Here is an 18,574-nt window from a genome sequence, read left to right as displayed (position 1 = left end):
CCGATCCCACGGGGCCTTTATGAAGCCGTCTCCTACTTCAAGCGCCCCGACAGAAACTGCCCGAGCCGCTCGCTCTTCGGATTCACGAGAATCTCCTGCGGATCGCCTTCCTCCTCGATCTTCCCCTGATGCAGGAAGATCACGTGATTCGACACGTTGCGCGCGAAGCCCATCTCGTGCGTGACGACGACCATCGTGCGGCCTTCCTCGGCGAGCTTCTGCATCACCTTCAGCACTTCGCCCACCAGTTCGGGATCGAGCGCCGACGTCGGTTCGTCGAACAGCATCACCTCCGGCTCCATCGCGAGCGCACGCGCGATCGCGACGCGCTGCTGCTGGCCGCCCGACAGGTGCGACGGATACATGCCCTCGACGCGCGGCGCGAGCCCGACCTTCTCCAGATACGTGCGCGCGCGTGCGATCGCTTCGTCCTTGCCGATCCCGAGCACGGCCATCGGCGCCTCGATCACGTTCTCGAGCACCGTCATGTGCGCCCACAGGTTGAAGTGCTGGAACACCATCGACAGCTTCGTGCGCATCCGTTGCAGCTGCTTCTGGTCGGCCACGCGCAGCGCGCCGTTGCGGTCGCGGGTGGTCTGGATCGGCTCGCTGCCGATCGTGATCTGCCCCGAGCACGGCTGCTCGAGGAAGTTGATGCAGCGCAGGAACGTGCTCTTGCCGGAGCCGCTCGAACCGATGATGCTGATCACGTCGCCGGCCTTCGCCTTCATCGACACGCCCTTCAACACCTCGTTGTCGCCGAATTTCTTGTGCAGGTTGTCAACGGTAAGCTTGTACATGCTGGGTCCTTCGTTGCGAATCGTGCGGATGCGTTAATGGCTGCGCGGCGCGAGGTACGCGAGCCAGCGCGTCTCGAGCTTGCGGAACGCCCAGATGAGCGTGAACACGACGGCGGCGTACAGCACGGCAGCGATGCCGTAGGCCTGGAACGACATGTAAGTCGCCGAATTGACGTCGCGCGTGACCTTCAGGATGTCGGGCACGGTGGCGGTGAACGCGAGTGTCGTCGCGTGCAGCATCAGGATCACTTCGTTGCTGTAGCTCGGCAGCGAGCGGCGCAGCGCGGACGGCAGGATGATGCGCGTATACAGCTTGAAGCGCGACATCCCGTAGGCCATCCCGGCCTCGATCTCGCCGGCCGAGGTCGCCTTGATCGCGCCCGCGAAGATCTCCGTCGCATACGCGCATTCGTTCAGCACGAACGCGAGCAGCGTGCAGTTCATCGCGTTGCGGAAGAACGTGTCGAGCAGCACGTGGTCGTGCACGACCTGCAGGCTGTAGATGCCCGTGTAGCACATCAGCAACTGCACGTAGAGCGGCGTGCCGCGGAACACGTACGTGTAGAGCCAGACGGGGCCCGAGATCCAGCGGTTCGACGACGCACGCGCGATCGCGAGCGGCACGGCGAGCGCGAAACCGAGCGCGATCGACACGACCAGCAGCCACAGCGTGATCGCGAGGCCGCTGAAGCGGTAGCCGTCGGAATAGAGATAGCTTTGCCAGTACTGGCTGACGAGTTCGATCACAGTGCGAGCCTCCGGACACCGACGGAATAACGCTTCTCGAGGTGATGCAGCACGACGTTCGACACCGTCGTGATCGCGAGGTAGATCGCGCCCGCAGCCAGCGTGAAGAAGAAGAAATCGAGCGTGCTCTTGCCCGCGTCCTGCGACGCCTTCACGACGTCGGCCAGGCCGATGATCGACACGAGCGCGGTCGCCTTGACGAGCACCTGCCAGTTGTTGCCGATGCCGGGCAGCGCGAAGCGCATCATTTGCGGAAACAGGATGCGATGGAACACGCGCCAGCCGCTCATCCCGTACGCGAAGCCGGCTTCGAGCTGGCCGCGCGGCACCGCGAGGAACGCGCCGCGAAACGTCTCGGTGAAGTACGCGCCGTAGATGAAGCCGAGCGTGATGACGCCCGCCACGAACGGGTCGATGTCGATCTGGTCCCAGCCAAGCATGTCGGTGAAGTTGTTCAGCAGGATCTGGATCCCGTAGAACAGCAGCAGCATCAGCACGAGGTCCGGCACCGCGCGGATCAGCGTCGTGTAGAAGGTGCCGATCGACTTGAGCATGCGGTTCGTCGACAGTTTCGCGCTCGCGCCGATGAGGCCCAGCACGAGCGACGCGGCGAGCGACAGCACCGCGAGCTTCACGGTCTCGACCGTGCCGGCCCACAGCAGCGGGCCAAATCCTTGGAAGATCATATGTGGGGTCCAGAGCGAGGTGGCTGGATTGTCAATAGCCATTAGCCGTGCATCAAACGATATCTGCGCACAACCTGATGCACGCTGCTCATCAAGTCGGACGCATCGCGTGAAGCGGGTTGCACCCGGTCACTAACGCGGCGCGCCACAACCGATGCGCGCCGCATGGACGTTCAGCCGCCGTAGACGTCGAACGCGAAGTACTTCTTCTCGAGCTTCCTGTACGTGCCGTCCTTGATGATGTCGGCGATCGCATGGTCGATCTTCGCCTTCAGGTCGGCGTCGTCCTTGCGCAGGCCGATGCCGGCGCCGTTGCCGAGCGTCTTCGGATCGTCGATGTCCTTGCCGGCGAATGCGAAGTTCGCGCCGCGCGGCGTCTTCAGGAAGCCGATGTCCGCCTGCACCGCGTCCTGCAGCGCCGCGTCGAGACGGCCCGACATCAGGTCCTGGTACACGCCGTCCTGGTTCTGGTACGGCACGACCTGCACGCCCTTCGGTGCCCAGTAGGCCTTCGCATAGGTTTCCTGGATCGTGCCCTGCTCGACGCCGACCGACTTGCCCTTCAGCGATTCGGCCGTCGGCTGCAGATTCGCGCCCTTCCTCGCGACGAGACGCGTCGGCGTGTTGAACAGCTTGTCGGAGAACGCGATCTGCTCGGCGCGCGCCGGCGTCATCGACATCGACGACAGCACGCCGTCGAACTTCTTCGCCTTCAGCGCCGGGATCATCCCGTCGAAGTCGTTCTCGATCCATACGCATTTCGCCTTCAGGCGGGCGCAGATCTCGTTGCCGAGATCGACGTCGAAGCCGACGACCTTGCCGCTTGCATCCTTCGATTCGAACGGCGGGTAGCTGGCGTCGACGCCGAACCGGATCGTCGACCAATCCTTGGCGTGAGCACCGACCGCGATGCAGGCAAGGGCAATACTGAGCGCGAGTTTCTTCATCGTGTTCCTGTCAAAGGCGAACTGGGCCGGGTTCCGGCCGGACTGCCCGCCGCGAACCCTTCCAACCCGGATATGCCCCTTCCGGCGGCGCTCCAAGTTGTACATACAACTTTGCCTTTTTCGGGAAGGTGCCAGCAATCCGTGTTTATCTCTAATTGTCGGCTGATTATGGTCGTGGTCCGTAATTTTCCTTAACTTTCAATTAATTAACGATTACACGATGTTGAATGAAGGCTTTCTCGCGGCAGACTGCTCCAGCCTGGAGCCGCGCGAAACCTGTCTAGACCTCGTGCCGCATGCCGTCCGCTTCCCAACCCGACCAGCCGGTAACCGGACAGCAGCTCCGTCAACGGGTGCCACGGCCGAGGGCGGGGCGCGTCGACGCATCGCGGGGATCGATCCGGGGCCGACCAATGCCGTTTTTATGCGTTCTTTTCAGGCCCGGCGCGAGTCTATACACCGTATCGTCACCGCGATTCCTAGAATGGGCGTCATGTCAAAGACGAGATCGCCACGCTGCACGGCACGAGGCGACCCGGGGATGCATGCATGAAACCGACCAGAACCGAATCCGCCGCTTCACACGATCTGCTGCCCGTGCGTTCGCGGCGCACGGGTCCCGACGACGACCTCGTGCTGCTGTCGATCCGCGTCGAATCGGACAACCTCGCGGCCGTGCGGCGCCGGCTGCATCGGGCCGTCGGCGCCGCGCTCAATTTCTATACGGCCGTGATCGACCGCCGCACCGGGCGCGCGTGCATCGAGTTCGAAGTCGCGCGATCGCAGGCGTCGCCGGCCATCCTGTCGATCCTGCGCGAACTGCCGGCCGCCGAGTTCGGCACGATCCGCCTGTTACAGCACTAACCGGCGTTCGCCGCCGCGCGTGACTCGCGTCACGCGCTCCCCCTTTCATCGATTCGAACGCGCGGATCCGCACGGACCCGCGCGGCGAATCGTCGTTCCCGTCTCGACGGGCCTTTCCAGGAAGCACACGCAATGAAAAAAGCAGTCGTCGGCACCCTCTCCCTCGCGTTCTTCGGCGCCGCCGCGCATGCGCAAGGCAGCGTCACGCTCTACGGGATGCTGGATGCCGGTATCGCCTATACGAACAACCAGTCGGGCAAAAGCGCGTGGCAGCAAGGCAGCGGCCTGCTGTCGAACACGGTCTTCGGCCTGAGCGGCAACGAGGATCTCGGCGGCGGCCTGCATGCGCTGTTCCGCCTCGAGAACGGCTTCAACCTGAACAACGGCACGCAGTCCTACAAGAACACGATGTTCGGGCGCCGCGCGTACGTCGGCCTGCAGAGCGACCGATACGGCGCGCTGACGCTCGGCCGCCAGTACGACGCCGTGGTCGACTATCTCGGCCCGCTCGCGATGGCCAACAACGGCGACGGCAACAACCTCGCGTCGCACCCGTTCGACAACGACAACATCGACGATTCGTTCTACATCGACAACGCGGTGAAATACACGAGCCCGACGCTCGCGGGCTGGCAGTTCGGCGGCCTGTACGGGTTCAGCAACGCGGCCGGCGGCTTCGCGAACAACCGCGCGTACAGCGCGGGCGTGTCGTATGCGAACGGGCCGGTCAGCCTCGGCGCCGCTTACCTGCAGCTCGATCGCGGCGGGCTGACGGCAAGCGGCGCGCTGTCGACCAACGACGGCGCGAACTTCCCGGCCGTGCGCCAGCGCGTGATGGGCGCCGGCGGCAGCTACGCGTTCGACCGGCTGACGGTCGGCGCGCTGTGGACGCATTCGATGTTCGACGAAACGGCCGCGTCGTCGCTGCCCGGTGCACTGAATGCGCTGCGGTTCGACAACTACGAGGTCAACGCGCGTTATGCGCTGACGCCGGCCGTCTCGCTCGCGGGCGCCTATACGTTCACCGACGGCCGCTACGACGACGCGGCCGGCAGCCACCAGCCGAAATGGCAGCAGGTGACGCTGATGGCCGATTACGCGCTGAGCAAACGCACCGACGTGTATGCGGAAACCGTGTACCAGCACCAGTTCGGCGTGCCGTCGGGCGCGACGCTCGGGTTCGCGAACGTGACGGGGCTCGCGGCTTCGTCGACGAATACGCAGGTCGTCGCGACGGTCGGCATCCGGCATCGGTTCTGACCGCGCGCCGGCTGTCGCGGGCCGGCCGCTCTGTGCAATCCCGCATGGACGCGCGCCGGCCGAACAGGGATCATTCGGGGCATCCGGGCCGGCGCGTCCGCGAAACCGGTACACTCGGCGCCGGGCGCGCGCCGGATCGGCATTCGGCGGCGGGCCGCTGCCGACTCTGGAATCGTGATCCCATGACCACACCGATCTATCAGGAAATCAAGGACTTCATCCTCGCGCGCATCCATGCCGGCGAATGGGCGGAAGGCGACCAGGTGCCGTCGGAGAACGAGCTTGCGCGCGAATTCAACGTCGCGCGGATGACCGTCAACCGCGCGCTGCGCGAGCTGACGGCCGAGCAGGTGCTCACGCGCACGCGCGGCTCCGGCACGTATGTCGCGTCACCGAAATACGAATCGACGCTCGTCGCGATCCGCAGCATCTCGGACGAAGTCGCCGCGCGCGGCCACGGTTATCGCGCGCAGGTGCTGCAGGTCGGCGCGGCCGTCGCCGACGCGAAGCTCGCCGACGAACTGCAGCTCGATACCGGCCGCCCGATCTTTCATTCGCGCGTGCTGCATTTCGAGAACGACACGCCCGTGCAGCTCGAGGAACGCTGGGTCAATCCGGCCTGCGCGCCGGAATACGCGCTGCAGGACTTCACGACGACGACGCCGAACCAGTACCTGACGCGCGTCGCGCCGCTGCAGCGCGTCGAGTACCGGATCGAGGCCGCGATGCCCGACGCCGAAACGCGCCGCCACCTGACGATGGACGACCGCGAACCATGCCTGATGCTGCATCGGCGCACGTGGTCGCAGGGATTGGTCGCGTCGGTCGCCAATCTGTGGCACCCGGGCAGCCGTTACCGGTTCACCGGGCATTTCTGATGCCGGTGCGCGGGTTCACCGCGCACCGGCACGCGCCCATCGTTCGATCGTGCTGACGGCCAGCGCCAGACCGTCCTCTTGCGCGATGCGCGTGCCAAGCTCCGTCGCGCGCGCCTGCGTCTCGCTCCGTTCGGCGAACGCAATGGCCCGCGCCAGCGCGGCGGCATCCACGCGCCGTCCCGCCACGGGCGCATCGGCCACGCCGAGCCGCTGCAACCGGTTCGCCCAGAAGAACTGATCGCCCGCAAACGGCACGACGACCGACGGAATGCCGGCCCGTGCGGCCGAATGCGTGGTGCCCGACCCGCCATGATGAATCGCCATCGATACGCGCGGAAACAGCAAGTCGTGCGGCGTGTCGCCGATCACGCGAACGTGTGCCGGCAGCATCGACGCCTCGATGCCGCTCCAGCCCGGATAGAACAGCGCGCGCCGGCCCGCGAGCGCACGGGTCAGCGCGTCGGCCATGGCGGCCCGGTCGAAGCCGGCCATGCTGCCGAAGCCGATGTACACGGGCGGATCGCCCGATTCGAGAAACGCCGACAGATCGCACGGCGGCGCCCATGCACGCCCGTCGACCCGCCATTGCCCGCATGCCCGCACATTCGGCGGCCAGTCGGCCGGGCCTGACAGCAGCGCCGGCGACACGCCATACAGCATCGGATGATCGGTCCACACATGCTTGCGCGGCGGCAACCCGCACACGCCGGCGCGTGCCGCGTTCGTCGAGTTCCGGAACGCCTGCCACAACAGCGCATTCACGAACCGATGGCTCGCACGATTCAGCCAGCCCGGCACCTTCCCCGGCGGCAGGAACGGCGACGCGAATCCGGCGGTCGGCGTGATCGGGATCATGCCGGTGCCGATCGCCGGCACGCGGCGATATTCGGCGACCGACAGCCCGACGAACGACGCAAGTCCCGACACGAGGAGCGCGTCGCAGCCGTCCGATGCATCCGCGACTTCGCGCATCCACGCGGCCGTATTCGCATTCGCGATTGCCGCGAGCGCCTTCGACGTGTCGTGGAAGCCGCCGCGCCCGCGCACCGCGTCGGCCAGCGCGCCTTGCGGCGCGATCGCGCGGCGGATCTCGCCGGACAACGGCGCCGACGGCACGCCGAGCGCCGCGGCCGCCCCGAGTGTCGCGGCGTCCGCGAGCAACCGGACGTCGTGGCCGGCGTCCATCAGCGCGCGACCAAGCGCCGCGAGCGGGCGCGTATCGCCTTCGGTGCCATAGGTGGCGATGACGAGCTTCATGCACGACTCCTTGCACGGCGAAAACGGGGTGGATTCACAAAAATGCACGTCGTATACTAATGTAATTCGTGCATTTTCAGCCAATCCCCCGCCATGCCGATTCAGACCGACGATCCGGGCCGCCGCGCACGCAAGCGCATCCAGATGCTCGCGCATCTCGCCGCCACCGCCGCGCGCCTGTTCGACGCGCACGGCTACGAGGCTGTCACGATGGAGCAGATCGCCGCCGAGGCCGATGTCGCGAAGCGCACGCTGTACAACCACTTTCCGACGAAGGAAGCCGTGCTCGCGCACTGGCTCGAAGGCGAACTCGCGCGCGATCTCGCGCCTCTTCAGCGCGACGTCGCGCGGCGCAGGACCTTCGCGTCGCGCATCGGTTGCGTGCTCGACGCATCGGCCGCGTGGTGCGAGCGGCATCCCGCGTACCTGCTCGCGTATCTGCGGCACCGGCTCCTGAGCATCGGGGCGGCCGAACCGGAAAGCGCGGGACAAAATGGCAGCGACATCGCGCGGGTGTGGCAGCAGCTGATCGTCGCCGCGCAGCAGGCCGGCGAACTGAACGGCACGCTGCGGGCCGATCAGCTCGCGACGTGGTTCCATCACCTGTATCTCGCGGCGATGCTGCGCTGGCTGACCGTGCGGGGGTTGTCGCTGAAACGGGAGTTTCAGTCGGTCGCGAAGCTGTTCATCGAAGGAGCGGAAGCAAAACGCTGACGGGCCGCGGCCGACCCGCGTCGTGCGATGTACACACCTTTTTGCGGCGAACACACGCACCGCATGCCAAATTTCCCGCGCGGCAGTATGCTGATGTCGTACGGCAGCGCACTGTGCATAGGGCAATCCCGTAGTCTGCCTGGACTCGCGCCGCCGTCGCGACCGCAATCATGCGTTGCAAGGAGGGTTGTGATGGCTACCACGCATCAGCACTTCCACCTCGAACTACGGCACGCCACCGCGCCGACCTACTTCATCAGTTACCTGTTCCCTGCGTTGCTGTTCGCGTACGAACTGCTGCGCGTCGGCCAGTGGATTCGCGATCACGGGATGCACTTCGCCGCGTTCAAGCAAATGGGCTACGAGTACCTGCTGATGCTGCTGTTCGTCGGGCTGCAGATCGCCGTCGAGGCGATCTTCCTGCTCGGCGCCGCGATGCGCCGCGACAATCGCGACTTCGAGCACCGGCTGCCGAACGTGATCCTCGGGATCGGCTGCTCGATCGCGCTGCTCGCGATCGATCTCGCGATCCAGTTGTCGTTCTGACGTCCGGCGGGCACCCGCCCGCCGGGGGCGGGCGTGCTCAGGCGCCCGCGTCGCGCAGCAGCGTCGCGACGGCGGCCAGCACGTCGTCCGGCCGCTCGCGGTGCGGCATGTGCCCGCATCGAGCGAGCAACAGGAACGACGACGGCCCCGCGACGCGCGCGGCGATCCGCTTCGGATGCACGTCGGAGCCGTATTCGTCGTCCTCGCCGTGAATCGCGAGCGTCGCGCATCGCACGCGCGGCAGTTCGTCGTCGAGACGCCAGTCGCGAAACGCCGGCGACAGCCACATGTCGACCCACGCGCGCAGCACCCATTCGGCCTTGTCGCCGTGATAGCGCGCGAGCCGGTCGAGTTGCCCCGGTTCGTCGAACTGCCGCGCCGCCTCGCGAATGCCGGCGAGCGTGCGATCCTCGACGAACGCCTGTGCGGCGACCGTCACGAGCGCACGGCAACGCTCCGGATGCGCGGCCGCACAGCCCACCGCCATCCCGCCGCCGACGCTGTGCCCGAACGCGACGAACGCATCGACACCCAGTTGCGCGAGCACCGCTGGGAACGCATGGTCGGCCTCGTCGCGCACGAACGTCGTGCCGAGCGCCCCCGGACGGCGATCCGAGCGGCCGAACCCGAGGCGGTCGTAGGCGATCACGTCGCGTTGCGTCGCGCGGGCGAGCTGTGCGGGGAAATCGCGCCACAGATCGACGCAGCCGAGCGAATCGTGCAGCAGCACGATCGGCGCGAACGCGTCGTGCGCCGCACGCGCACGCCAGCGTTTCGCGAAGAGACGCCCTTGCGGCGTCCCGACGGTCGTCTCCTCGGTCACGATATCGGTCATGGGTCGGTCGTCTGCGTGAAAGCGGCCGCACACCGGCGGCCGCATCGAATCGGGTCATGGTGGCCTGCCGGCGCGCACCGCGTCAAGCAAGCCCCTACCGCCCGCGCGCTCATTCGGGCTGCGGCGGCAGGTACTCCATCTGCGCTTCGTCGTACAGCCGGTAGATCAGCGCCTGCATCGCGCGGATGTCCTCCGATTCGTCGAGCATCCGCATGCTCATGATGATCGGCGACACGAGGTTCGGATCGTCGAGCGGCTTGTAGCTGATGTCGTCGCGCTTCAGCCCGTACACGCTGTGCGGCACGACCGACACGCCCTCGCCCATCGCGACGAGGCCGAGCGCGATCTGCAGCTCGCGCGTCTCGTAGATCTTGCGCGGCTGCAAGGCGCGATCGTGGAAGGCCGCGAGCACCTGGTCCGCATAACTCGGGCGCGGCGCCTTCGGGAAGATGATCAGCGTGTCGTTCACGAGATCGTGCAGCGACAGCACGGGTTTCGCGCTGTCGAGCACATGGCCGACCGGCAGCGCGACGATCATCCGCTCCTCGCGCAGCACGACGCGCCGCACGCTCGGATCCTCGTGGCGGATGCGGCCGAACCCGACGTCGATGCGCCCTTCCTTCAGCGCCTTGATCTGGTCCATCGTCGACATCTCGTGCAGGCTCAGCTCGACCGCCGGATACTCGCTGCGAAAGCGCCGGATGATCTTCGGCAGCATCCCGTACAACGTCGAGCCGACGAAGCCGACCGACATGCTGCGCTCGATCTTGCCGACCCGCTTCGTCATCGATTCGAGCTCGGTCGTCTGCGCGAGCAACTGCACCGCGTGCGAATAGAAGAAGCGCCCCGCGTCGGTCAGCTTCAGCGGCCGCGCGTTGCGCTCGAACAGCGGCACGCCGAGCGCCTCCTCGAGCTGCTGGATCTGCCGGCTCAGCGGCGGCTGCGCGATGTGCAGCCGTTCCGCCGCCCGCGTGAAATTCCGCTCTTCGGCCACCGCGACGAAGTAGCGGAGATGTCTCAACTCCATGTTGATGTCTCCCGGACAGCCATCCGGCGCACACCCCGGCCGGACGATGTCGTCACGATACCGCAGGCGGCGCCCGCCGCCACGCGCCGCACCGCGCAAAGCAAAACGGGAAGCCCGCGGGCTTCCCGTCGTTTCATCGCGGTGGCATCGCGATGACGTCGCGACCGCGCATCACACCTCGGTCGCGTAGAGCGCGTCGCGCTGCGCGTCGCTCAGCGTGTCGAGCGGCACGTCCGGCAACCGATAGCAGATCATCGTGCCGTACAGCTCGGCGAGGCAGTTGCTGCCGGCGTCCAGCGCGTAGCCGTCCTCGCCGTCCGGCGCCGGCGGGTACACTTCGCGCCACGCGTTGATCGCGGCTTCGATTCGCACGATGGAAACGGGTCCGGCCTTCCGCTCGGCGGGTGATGCGCTCATGGATTCCTCTGGGTTGCGCGCTCCGCGGGCCAGGCGGCCCGGATGGAACGATGAAAACGCCGGGCATCTCGCCGGCCGCCGCGCGCCGCGCACGCCGGATGCCGATCCGCGCCGCGCGTGTCGCGCCGGCCGGGCCGTGGCCCGGTAGGGTCGGGCAATATAACCGGCTTTGACCCCGTGCAGGCGAAAGCCGGGCAAAAAAAACGGGAAGCGCGCGGCTTCCCGTTTCATCGTCCGTCGCGCGGCCGCCTGCCGCGCCCGCGTCAGCCCGCGGTTTCGCGGTTCGCCACCGGCTGGCGCTGCGCGCCGCGGTTCGCGGCGATCCACGGCGCGATCTCCATGTCTTCGTAGCGCACGAAGCGGCTCTTCTTCAGGAACCGGTAGCCGAGCCACACGATGAGGAACAGCGGAATGCCGACGTAGGTCGCGGCGACGCCGGCCCAGTCGATCCGGTTCGCGAGGAACGCCTGGTAATCCTGGCCGAGCGCGATCACGAGGCACAGCACGAACGCGAACAGCGGGCCGAACGGGAACCACTTCGACTGGTACGGCAGCTGGTCGAGCACATAACCCTGCTTCACGTAGCCCTTGCGGAAGCGGTAATGGCTGACCGCGATGCCGAGCCACGCGATGAAGCCCGTCATCCCCGACGTGTTCAGCAGCCACAGGTACACGGTCTTGTCGCCGTACAGCGACGTGAAGAAACACAGCGCGCCGACGGCGGTCGTCGCATACAGCGCGTTGCGCGGCACGCCGCCCCGCGACAGCTTCGCGAAGATCCTCGGCGCGCGGCCTTCGGTCGCGAGGGTGTAGAGCATGCGCGTCGACGCGTACATGCCCGAGTTGCCGGCCGACAGCACGGCCGTCAGGATCACCGCGTTCATCACGCCGGCCGCGAACGCGAGGCCCGCGTGGCGGAACACGAGCGTAAACGGGCTCACGCCGATGTCGGTCACGTCCGTCTTCAGCAGGTTCGGGTCGGTGTAGGGAATCAGCACGCCGATCACGAAGATCGCGAACACGTAGAACAGCAGGATCCGCCAGAACACCTGGCGCACCGCGCGCGGGATCGTCGTGCGCGGGTTCTCCGATTCGCCGGCCGCGACGCCGATCAGCTCGGTGCCCTGGAACGAGAAGCCCGCGATCATCGCGACGCCCATCAACGCCGGCAGCCCGCCCGCGAACGGCGCGTCGCCGATCGTCAGGTTGCCCCAGCCGTTGCCCGGCGCGCCCTTCAGAATGCCGAAGATCATCAGCAGCCCGACGCCGATGAACGCGACCACGGTGACGACCTTGATCAGCGCGAACCAGTATTCGGCTTCGCCGAAACCGCGCACGGTGAGCGCGTTGAGCAGGAACATCACGCCGAGGAAGGCCGCGCTCCACCACACGCCCGGCACGTCCGGAAACCAGTAGTGCATCACGAGCTGCGCGGCGACGAGTTCGACCGCGATCGTCACGGCCCAGTTGTACCAGTAGTTCCAGCCGAGCGCGAAGCCGAAGCCTTCGTCCACGTATTTCGCGCCGTAGGTCGCGAACGAACCCGACACCGGCATGAACGCGGCCATCTCGCCGAGGCTCGTCATCAGGAAGTACACCATCAGGCCGATCAGCATGTACGCGACCATCGCGCCGCCGGGGCCGGCCTGCGAGATCGACGCGCCGGACGCGACGAACAGGCCCGTGCCGATCGAGCCGCCGATGGCGATCATCGTCAGGTGGCGCGCCTTCAGCGCGCGATGAAGCTTGGGTGGGTTCGCGGACGAACCGGGTGGGTCGGAATTCGGAATTGCGGACATAAACGAGACGAACGTTGAGCGGGCCGGCATCCGTAGCCGGCGCATGCGGAACCGGAGCGCGGTGCGCGTCCGGCGATGCATTCGATGCGGCCCCGATACGCGTTGCGCGGCGGGCGCCTGCGGCGAAGCGCGGATTCTACCTGATTCGCCAACGGGACCGGTCGGCCCGGCACGCATGCCAGCGCGGGGAGATGTCGCGCCGTCGGGGCGTTGGCTGCGTCGGCGCGGTCGCAACCGCATGCCGCCCCAAAAACCCACGCGTTACTCGTGGTTATCCGGTTTTTCATTCCGGCCCGAAAGCAGCCAATCCTGTCGCGATCCGCCAAATACCGCGCCGACGCGCAAAATCGACACTTCTTCACTCCATTAATCAGACAAAATGACCTGGTCTGATAATTGATTCAAATCAACCTGCGCGCGCGCGATGCGGTAATGGCGCGTAACGGTTTCGAATTGCCGTTTCCGCATGCATGTTTTGCATGCGCACGCGAAAATCATGATTTCGCGAGATAATGCGGATTAATTCGAAATAATCCGCGCGCGGAACCGCCAGTCACGCGAATATCCGCCGCCCGCCACGCCCGAGGATGAAGTCACTCCCGCTGCCCGCCACGCTGCGCCGCCACACCGCGTCGATCGTGGCACGCGTTCTGTCGCCCCGCGGCGTGCTCGTTGCGGGCATCTTGCTGCTGATGTTCAGTTGGGGACTTTCCACGTCGCTATTAATCGAGGCAAGGCGCGACGCGTATGACCATGCGGTCGAAAATGCGCGCAACCTGATGCTGCTGATCGAGCGCGATATCGCGCGCAATATCGAACTCTACGATTTGTCGCTGCAAAACGTCGTCGACGGCGTCACCGATCCCGAGCTGATGACATTGCCGCCGCGCCAGCGCCACCGGCTGCTGTTCGACCGCGCGGCAACCGGCGAGTATCTCGGCTCGATTTTCGTGATGGATCCGCACGGCAATATCATGATCGATTCGAGTGCGTCGCCTGCCCGGCAAGGCAATTTCGCCGACCGCGACTATTTCGCCGTGCATCGCGACGGCCTCGCCCGCGGCCTCTACATCAGCCGCCCGTACGCTTCCCGGCTGCGCGGCGGCGCACTGACGATCGCGCTCAGCCGCCGGATCACCCTGCCCGACGGCAGTTTCGGCGGCATCGTCGTCGGCACGCTCAGCATCGACTACTTCCGCGCGCTGCTCGACGGCCTCGCGGTCGGCCGGCACGGCAGCGCGGCGATCGTCGAGGACAACGGCACGCTCGTATCGCGCCTGCCGTACGACACCCGCGTGGTCGGCCTCGACTTGCACGACTCGCCGCTGTTCATCGAGTCGCAGCGCAGCCGCATCGGCGAGCTGACCGGCATCGGCGCGATCGACGGCGTCCGGCGCATCTACGTCTACAAGCATCTCGCCGGCCTGCCGCTGATCGTCGACGTCGCACCGGCCGAGCTCGACATCTACGCGTCGTGGCACTACCGCGCGGTCTGGACCGTCGTGCTGATGTGCCTGTTCACCGGATTCATCGCGTGGGGATCGCTCGCGCTGTCGCGCGAACTGAAGCGCCGGCAGGTCGCCGAATCGAAGCTGTACCGGCTCGCGCACACCGATTCGCTGACGGGCCTCGACAACCGCGGCACGTTCGACACGGTGCTCGCGAAAGAAGCGCAGCGCGCGGCACGCAACGGCCGGCCGCTGTCCGTGCTGTTCGTCGACGTCGATCACTTCAAGGCATTCAACGACTACTACGGCCACCCGGCCGGCGACGACGTGCTGCGCCGCGTCGCGCAATCCGCGTCGGGCTGCCTGCGCCGCAACAGCGACCATGTCGCGCGCTACGGCGGCGAGGAATTCGTCGTCACGCTGCCCGACACCGACGCGCAAGGCGCGGCCACCGTCGCCGAAGCCATCCGGTACGCGATCGCGGAGCTCGGCATCGAACACGTGAAGAGCCCGTACGGGCGCGTCACGGCCAGCATCGGCACCGCGACCACCGCCGACGGCCGGATGAACGCCGCGACGCTGCTGCGTCGCGCCGACGAAGCGCTGTACCGCGCGAAGTCCGGCGGCCGCAACCGCGTGCTGGAAGCGCTGCCGACTCCGGCCGACGCGTGACGTCGCGTGCCGCCCGGCCGCGCCGTGGACAGCCCGCGCGCGTTCGGTTAGCGTGACGTCTGCTGCGCCAGCGGCGTCGCGCCTGCCCGCGCACGCCGCCGTGCGCGTTCCGGCCACCTCCGTTTCGTCATGACCACCCCGCTCCCTACCCGACTGCCGCCCCTGCTGCGCAATGCGCTCCGCCCGCTGCTCGACCCGTATCGCCGCTACCGGCACGCGAAGCTGATCCATGCGGCGCGCGTCGCGCTCGCGATTCTCGTGTCGATCGCGCTGTCCACCGGCCTGAACGTGCCGCACGGCGAGTGGTCGACGATCACCGTGCTGATCGTCGTCGGCGGGCTGCAGCATCACGGCAACATCCGCAAGAAAGCGGCCGAGCGCGCGCTCGGCACGTCGATCGGCGCGCTCGCGGGGCTCGGGCTGATCGTGCTGTATTCCGTCTTGCATGCGCCCGTCGCGATCTACCTGCTGATGGCCGTCGCATGCGGCATCTGCGCGTATCACGCGATCGGCAAGGCCGGCTACATCGCGCTGCTGTCGGCGATCACGATGGTGATCGTCGCCGGGCACGGCGACAACGAGATCGTCGACGGCCTGTGGCGCGCGGTGAACGTGCTGACCGGCATCGCGATCGCGCTGGCGTTCTCGTTCGCGCTGCCGCTCTACGCCACCTATTCGTGGCGCTACAAGCTCGCCGACGCGCTGCGCGCGTGCGCGGCCGTGCATGCCCGGCTCGCGGGCGACCGCCCGGTCAGCGACGACGCGCACCTGAAGGAAATGGCCGCGCTGAGCGCGCTGCTCGTGCAGCTGCGTTCGCTGATGCCGTCGGTGTCGAAGGAATGCGAGACGTCGATGGCGCAGCTCGAGGCGATCCAGCGCAGCCTGCGCCTGTGCATCGGCTACCTGGAGATCCTGTCGAGCGCGGTGCCGGCCCGCGACGACGTGGCGGCCCGCGAATACATGCGCGCCGAGATGAAGGCCGTGAACCGGCGCATCCGCGACACGCTGGTCGGCGCCAGCCGCGCGCTCAAGTTCGGCACGCCGAGCCGGCTTGCGCCGCGCCGCCGGCCGGCCGACCCGCCGCACGACGTGCCGCCGCCGCAGCTGTCCGGCTATGTGTCGATCACGGCCAAGCTGGCCGGCGAAGTCGACCAGTTGCGCGAGAAGCTGCTGGATACCGCGCAGTCGTGGAATATCTGAGGTTCCCGGCGGATTCCGGGTGTCGGGCGCAATTCTTTCATATTCCTTTCGGAATGGCGGACCGGCATTTCCATCGCGGCTGCCGCGCGTTTCGGCCGATCCGGCCCCGCAAGCCGGCCTCGCGACCGTGCTCGCCGCGGCCGGTTTCAGCCGCGATTTCGCGCCTTCCGGCCTCGCGTTCTCCGCGTGGTTAACCGCCCGTCCGGCCCGCCCGACGGGCCGGACGACGATTCCGCACGAAAATCAGCCCTTGCCCCAACTTCCCGGACAGCCGATACTCGCATATTCCGCGAAATACGATCCCACCGGCTTCAATCCACGGTAATTCCTATGAGCACGATTCTCGAAAGCCTCCCGACCGGCCAGAAGGTCGGTATCGCCTTCTCCGGCGGCCTGGACACCAGCGCTGCGCTGCACTGGATGAAACTGAAGGGCGCCGTCCCGTACGCATACACGGCGAACCTCGGCCAGCCCGACGAAGACGATTACGACGCGATCCCGAAACGCGCGATCGAATACGGCGCAGCCGGCGCCCGCCTGATCGACTGCCGTGCGCAGCTCGTCGCCGAAGGCATCGCGGCGCTGCAAAGCGGCGCGTTCCACATCACGACGGCCGGCGTCACGTACTTCAACACGACGCCGATCGGCCGCGCCGTGACGGGCACGATGCTCGTCGCCGCGATGAAGGAAGACGGCGTCAACATCTGGGGCGACGGCAGCACGTACAAGGGCAACGACATCGAGCGCTTCTACCGCTACGGCCTGCTCGTGAACCCGGATCTGAAGATCTACAAGCCGTGGCTCGACCAGACCTTCATCGACGAGCTCGGCGGCCGTGCCGAAATGTCCGAGTTCATGAACCAGGCGGGTTTCGCGTACAAGATGTCGGCCGAGAAGGCGTATTCGACCGACTCGAACCTGCTCGGCGCGACGCACGAAGCGAAGGATCTGGAAAGCCTCGAAAGCGGCATCAAGATCGTGAACCCGATCATGGGCGTCGCGTTCTGGCGCGACGACGTGAAGATCGCCGCGGAAGAAGTGACGGTGCGCTTCGAAGCCGGCCAGCCCGTCGCGCTGAACGGCGTCGAGTTCAAGGATCAGGTCGAGCTGCTGCTGGAAGCGAACCGCATCGGCGGCCGCCACGGCCTCGGCATGAGCGACCAGATCGAGAACCGGATCATCGAGGCGAAGAGCCGCGGCATCTACGAAGCCCCGGGCCTCGCGCTGCTGTACATCGCGTACGAGCGCCTCGTTACCGGCATCCACAACGAAGACACGATCGAGCAGTACCGCGAGAACGGCCGCCGCCTCGGCCGCCTGCTGTACCAGGGCCGCTGGTTCGACCCGCAGGCGATCATGCTGCGCGAAACCGCGCAACGCTGGGTCGCACGCGCGATCACCGGCGAAGTGAAGATCGAACTGCGCCGCGGCAACGACTACTCGATCCTGAGCACGAAGTCGCCGAACCTCACGTACCAGCCGGAACGCCTGTCGATGGAGAAGGTTGCATCGACGTTCTCGCCGCGCGACCGGATCGGCCAGCTGACGATGCGCAACCTCGACATCACCGATACGCGCGACAAGCTGCGCGTGTATGCGCAAGTCGGCCTGCTGACGCCGGGCGAAGCGTCGGCACTGCCGCAGATCAAGGGCGACGACAAGTAAACCGTCTCGCTCGACGCCGTGCCGCATTGCTGCATGCGGCACGGTCAGGCAGGCTGCATGTGCGACGCCTCGTCGCGCACGCAGCCTGCCGCTCCCCCTCCCGGCCTGTCCGCTTTCCCCCCCTTCGCATTGCACCACGCGACGCCCTCACGGCACCGCGCCGCCGCGCCCGTCATGGCAAGCTGCGAGTCATCCGCTTCCTGCCTCGACCCATGACCGCCCTTACCGTCATCCACCTGAACGGCCCGATCAACAGCGGCAAGACGACGATCGGCCTCGCGCTCGCACGCGTGCTGCCCGATGCGCGCTTCATCGACGGCGACGATCACGATGCGCCCGACGACGCGCCGTTGGACGTGCAGTGGGCACTCGCGCTCGAACGTCTCGTCGCGCAGATCGCGGCCGCGCGCGAACGCCATCTGGTCATCGCCTATCCGATCGACGAAGCGGAACACGCGCGGCTGCGCGCCGCCTGCGACGCGCGTGATGCAAGGTTGTTCGTCGTCACGCTAGCACCGCCCGAAGCGATCGCGGCGTCGAATCGCGGCACGCGCGCGCTGACGGACTGGGAGCGCAGCCGGATCGCCGAGATGTATCGCGAAGGCTATGCGTCGCGGCCGTTCAGCCAGATGGTGCTGGACACGGCCGGTACGACGCCCGATGCATGTGCGGCGCGCATCGCGCGGCACGTCGCTACCGTGGCGTCGTAACGCCCATGCCAGCACGCACGCCGCGGTACCGAAACCCGAATGATGCTCGCCGCGGCTCGACGTCACGTGGCGTTGCCATATCCGTATAGGAAAACGTTTACT

Annotated in this window: 18 protein-coding genes; 9 read left to right on the top strand and 9 right to left on the bottom strand. The window is 66.9% G+C overall.

Annotation, left to right across the window (positions count from 1 at the left end; genetic code table 11):
• Positions 1-32: 32 nt before the first annotated feature.
• From AC1VVG_RS23345 to AC1VVG_RS23330, 4 genes are all read right to left on the bottom strand, one after another.
• Entirely contained in the window at positions 33-800 is a 768-nt protein-coding gene (locus AC1VVG_RS23345) for an ABC transporter ATP-binding protein (protein ID WP_034185621.1), read from the bottom strand.
• Between the two features lie 33 nt (positions 801-833).
• A complete protein-coding gene (locus tag AC1VVG_RS23340; RefSeq protein ID WP_034185620.1) occupies positions 834-1,547 on the bottom strand; it encodes an ABC transporter permease in 714 nt (237 codons plus the stop codon).
• A complete protein-coding gene (locus AC1VVG_RS23335) occupies positions 1,544-2,233 on the bottom strand; it encodes an ABC transporter permease (protein WP_034185619.1) in 690 nt (229 codons plus the stop codon). The genes AC1VVG_RS23340 and AC1VVG_RS23335 overlap by 4 nt, the downstream gene beginning before the upstream one ends.
• A gap of 173 nt (positions 2,234-2,406) precedes the next feature.
• A complete protein-coding gene (locus tag AC1VVG_RS23330) occupies positions 2,407-3,180 on the bottom strand; it encodes an ABC transporter substrate-binding protein (protein ID WP_034185618.1) in 774 nt (257 codons plus the stop codon).
• Between the two features lie 549 nt (positions 3,181-3,729).
• On the opposite strand from AC1VVG_RS23330, the gene AC1VVG_RS23325 reads away from it, so the two are divergent.
• The 3 genes from AC1VVG_RS23325 (at position 3,730) to hutC (ending at position 6,182) form a co-directional block, all read left to right on the top strand.
• Entirely contained in the window at positions 3,730-4,044 is a 315-nt protein-coding gene (locus tag AC1VVG_RS23325; RefSeq protein ID WP_482836396.1) for a hypothetical protein, read from the top strand.
• Between the two features lie 132 nt (positions 4,045-4,176).
• Positions 4,177-5,304 carry a porin gene (locus tag AC1VVG_RS23320; protein WP_034185617.1) on the top strand — a complete coding sequence of 376 codons (1,128 nt, stop codon included), beginning with the start codon at positions 4,177-4,179 and terminating at the stop codon, positions 5,302-5,304.
• 182 nt (positions 5,305-5,486) lie between these two features.
• Positions 5,487-6,182: a histidine utilization repressor gene (gene hutC, locus AC1VVG_RS23315; protein WP_034185960.1), complete on the top strand. Its 696-nt coding sequence runs from the start codon at positions 5,487-5,489 to the stop codon at positions 6,180-6,182.
• Positions 6,183-6,197: 15 nt separating this feature from the next.
• Here the strand turns inward: hutC and AC1VVG_RS23310 are convergent, their stop codons facing one another.
• Positions 6,198-7,439 (bottom strand): glycosyltransferase, encoded by a 1,242-nt coding sequence (locus AC1VVG_RS23310; protein WP_482837205.1) that lies wholly within the window; start codon positions 7,437-7,439, stop codon positions 6,198-6,200.
• A 93-nt stretch (positions 7,440-7,532) separates the two neighbouring features.
• Here AC1VVG_RS23310 and AC1VVG_RS23305 point away from each other — a divergent pair, with 93 nt between their 5' ends.
• Together AC1VVG_RS23305 and AC1VVG_RS23300 are read left to right on the top strand one after the other, a co-directional pair.
• Positions 7,533-8,153 (top strand): TetR/AcrR family transcriptional regulator, encoded by a 621-nt coding sequence (locus tag AC1VVG_RS23305; RefSeq protein ID WP_482836395.1) that lies wholly within the window; start codon positions 7,533-7,535, stop codon positions 8,151-8,153.
• Between the two features lie 192 nt (positions 8,154-8,345).
• Entirely contained in the window at positions 8,346-8,699 is a 354-nt protein-coding gene (locus tag AC1VVG_RS23300; RefSeq protein ID WP_034185614.1) for a hypothetical protein, read from the top strand.
• A 37-nt stretch (positions 8,700-8,736) separates the two neighbouring features.
• Here the strand turns inward: AC1VVG_RS23300 and AC1VVG_RS23295 are convergent, their stop codons facing one another.
• From AC1VVG_RS23295 to AC1VVG_RS23280, 4 genes are all read right to left on the bottom strand, one after another.
• Complete coding sequence (locus AC1VVG_RS23295; protein ID WP_482836393.1) at positions 8,737-9,534, bottom strand: alpha/beta fold hydrolase; 798 nt, start codon at positions 9,532-9,534, stop codon at positions 8,737-8,739.
• Positions 9,535-9,643: 109 nt separating this feature from the next.
• The gene (locus AC1VVG_RS23290) at positions 9,644-10,561 is read right to left on the bottom strand and encodes a LysR family transcriptional regulator (protein WP_021157347.1); all 918 of its coding nucleotides are present in this window, start codon (positions 10,559-10,561) and stop codon (positions 9,644-9,646) included.
• A gap of 171 nt (positions 10,562-10,732) precedes the next feature.
• Positions 10,733-10,978, bottom strand: a complete 246-nt coding sequence (locus tag AC1VVG_RS23285) for a DUF3717 domain-containing protein (protein WP_031399027.1) — start codon at positions 10,976-10,978, stop codon at positions 10,733-10,735.
• Between the two features lie 263 nt (positions 10,979-11,241).
• Positions 11,242-12,777: an amino acid permease gene (locus AC1VVG_RS23280; protein ID WP_034185959.1), complete on the bottom strand. Its 1,536-nt coding sequence runs from the start codon at positions 12,775-12,777 to the stop codon at positions 11,242-11,244.
• Between the two features lie 587 nt (positions 12,778-13,364).
• Here AC1VVG_RS23280 and AC1VVG_RS23275 point away from each other — a divergent pair.
• The 4 genes from AC1VVG_RS23275 (at position 13,365) to AC1VVG_RS23260 (ending at position 18,472) form a co-directional block, all read left to right on the top strand.
• Positions 13,365-14,897 carry a sensor domain-containing diguanylate cyclase gene (locus AC1VVG_RS23275; protein WP_059558532.1) on the top strand — a complete coding sequence of 511 codons (1,533 nt, stop codon included), beginning with the start codon at positions 13,365-13,367 and terminating at the stop codon, positions 14,895-14,897.
• 129 nt (positions 14,898-15,026) lie between these two features.
• Positions 15,027-16,097: an FUSC family protein gene (locus tag AC1VVG_RS23270; protein ID WP_124609035.1), complete on the top strand. Its 1,071-nt coding sequence runs from the start codon at positions 15,027-15,029 to the stop codon at positions 16,095-16,097.
• Between the two features lie 330 nt (positions 16,098-16,427).
• A complete protein-coding gene (gene argG / locus AC1VVG_RS23265) occupies positions 16,428-17,762 on the top strand; it encodes an argininosuccinate synthase (protein WP_034185610.1) in 1,335 nt (444 codons plus the stop codon).
• Between the two features lie 212 nt (positions 17,763-17,974).
• Positions 17,975-18,472 (top strand): shikimate kinase, encoded by a 498-nt coding sequence (locus AC1VVG_RS23260; RefSeq protein ID WP_226226880.1) that lies wholly within the window; start codon positions 17,975-17,977, stop codon positions 18,470-18,472.
• The last annotated feature ends 102 nt before the right edge of the window (positions 18,473-18,574 follow it).

The sequence above is a fragment of the Burkholderia sp. L-4 genome (assembly GCF_056856535.1).
The sequence above is the reverse complement of the archived record's forward strand: the minus strand, read 5'-3'. Positions and strand labels throughout refer to the sequence as shown.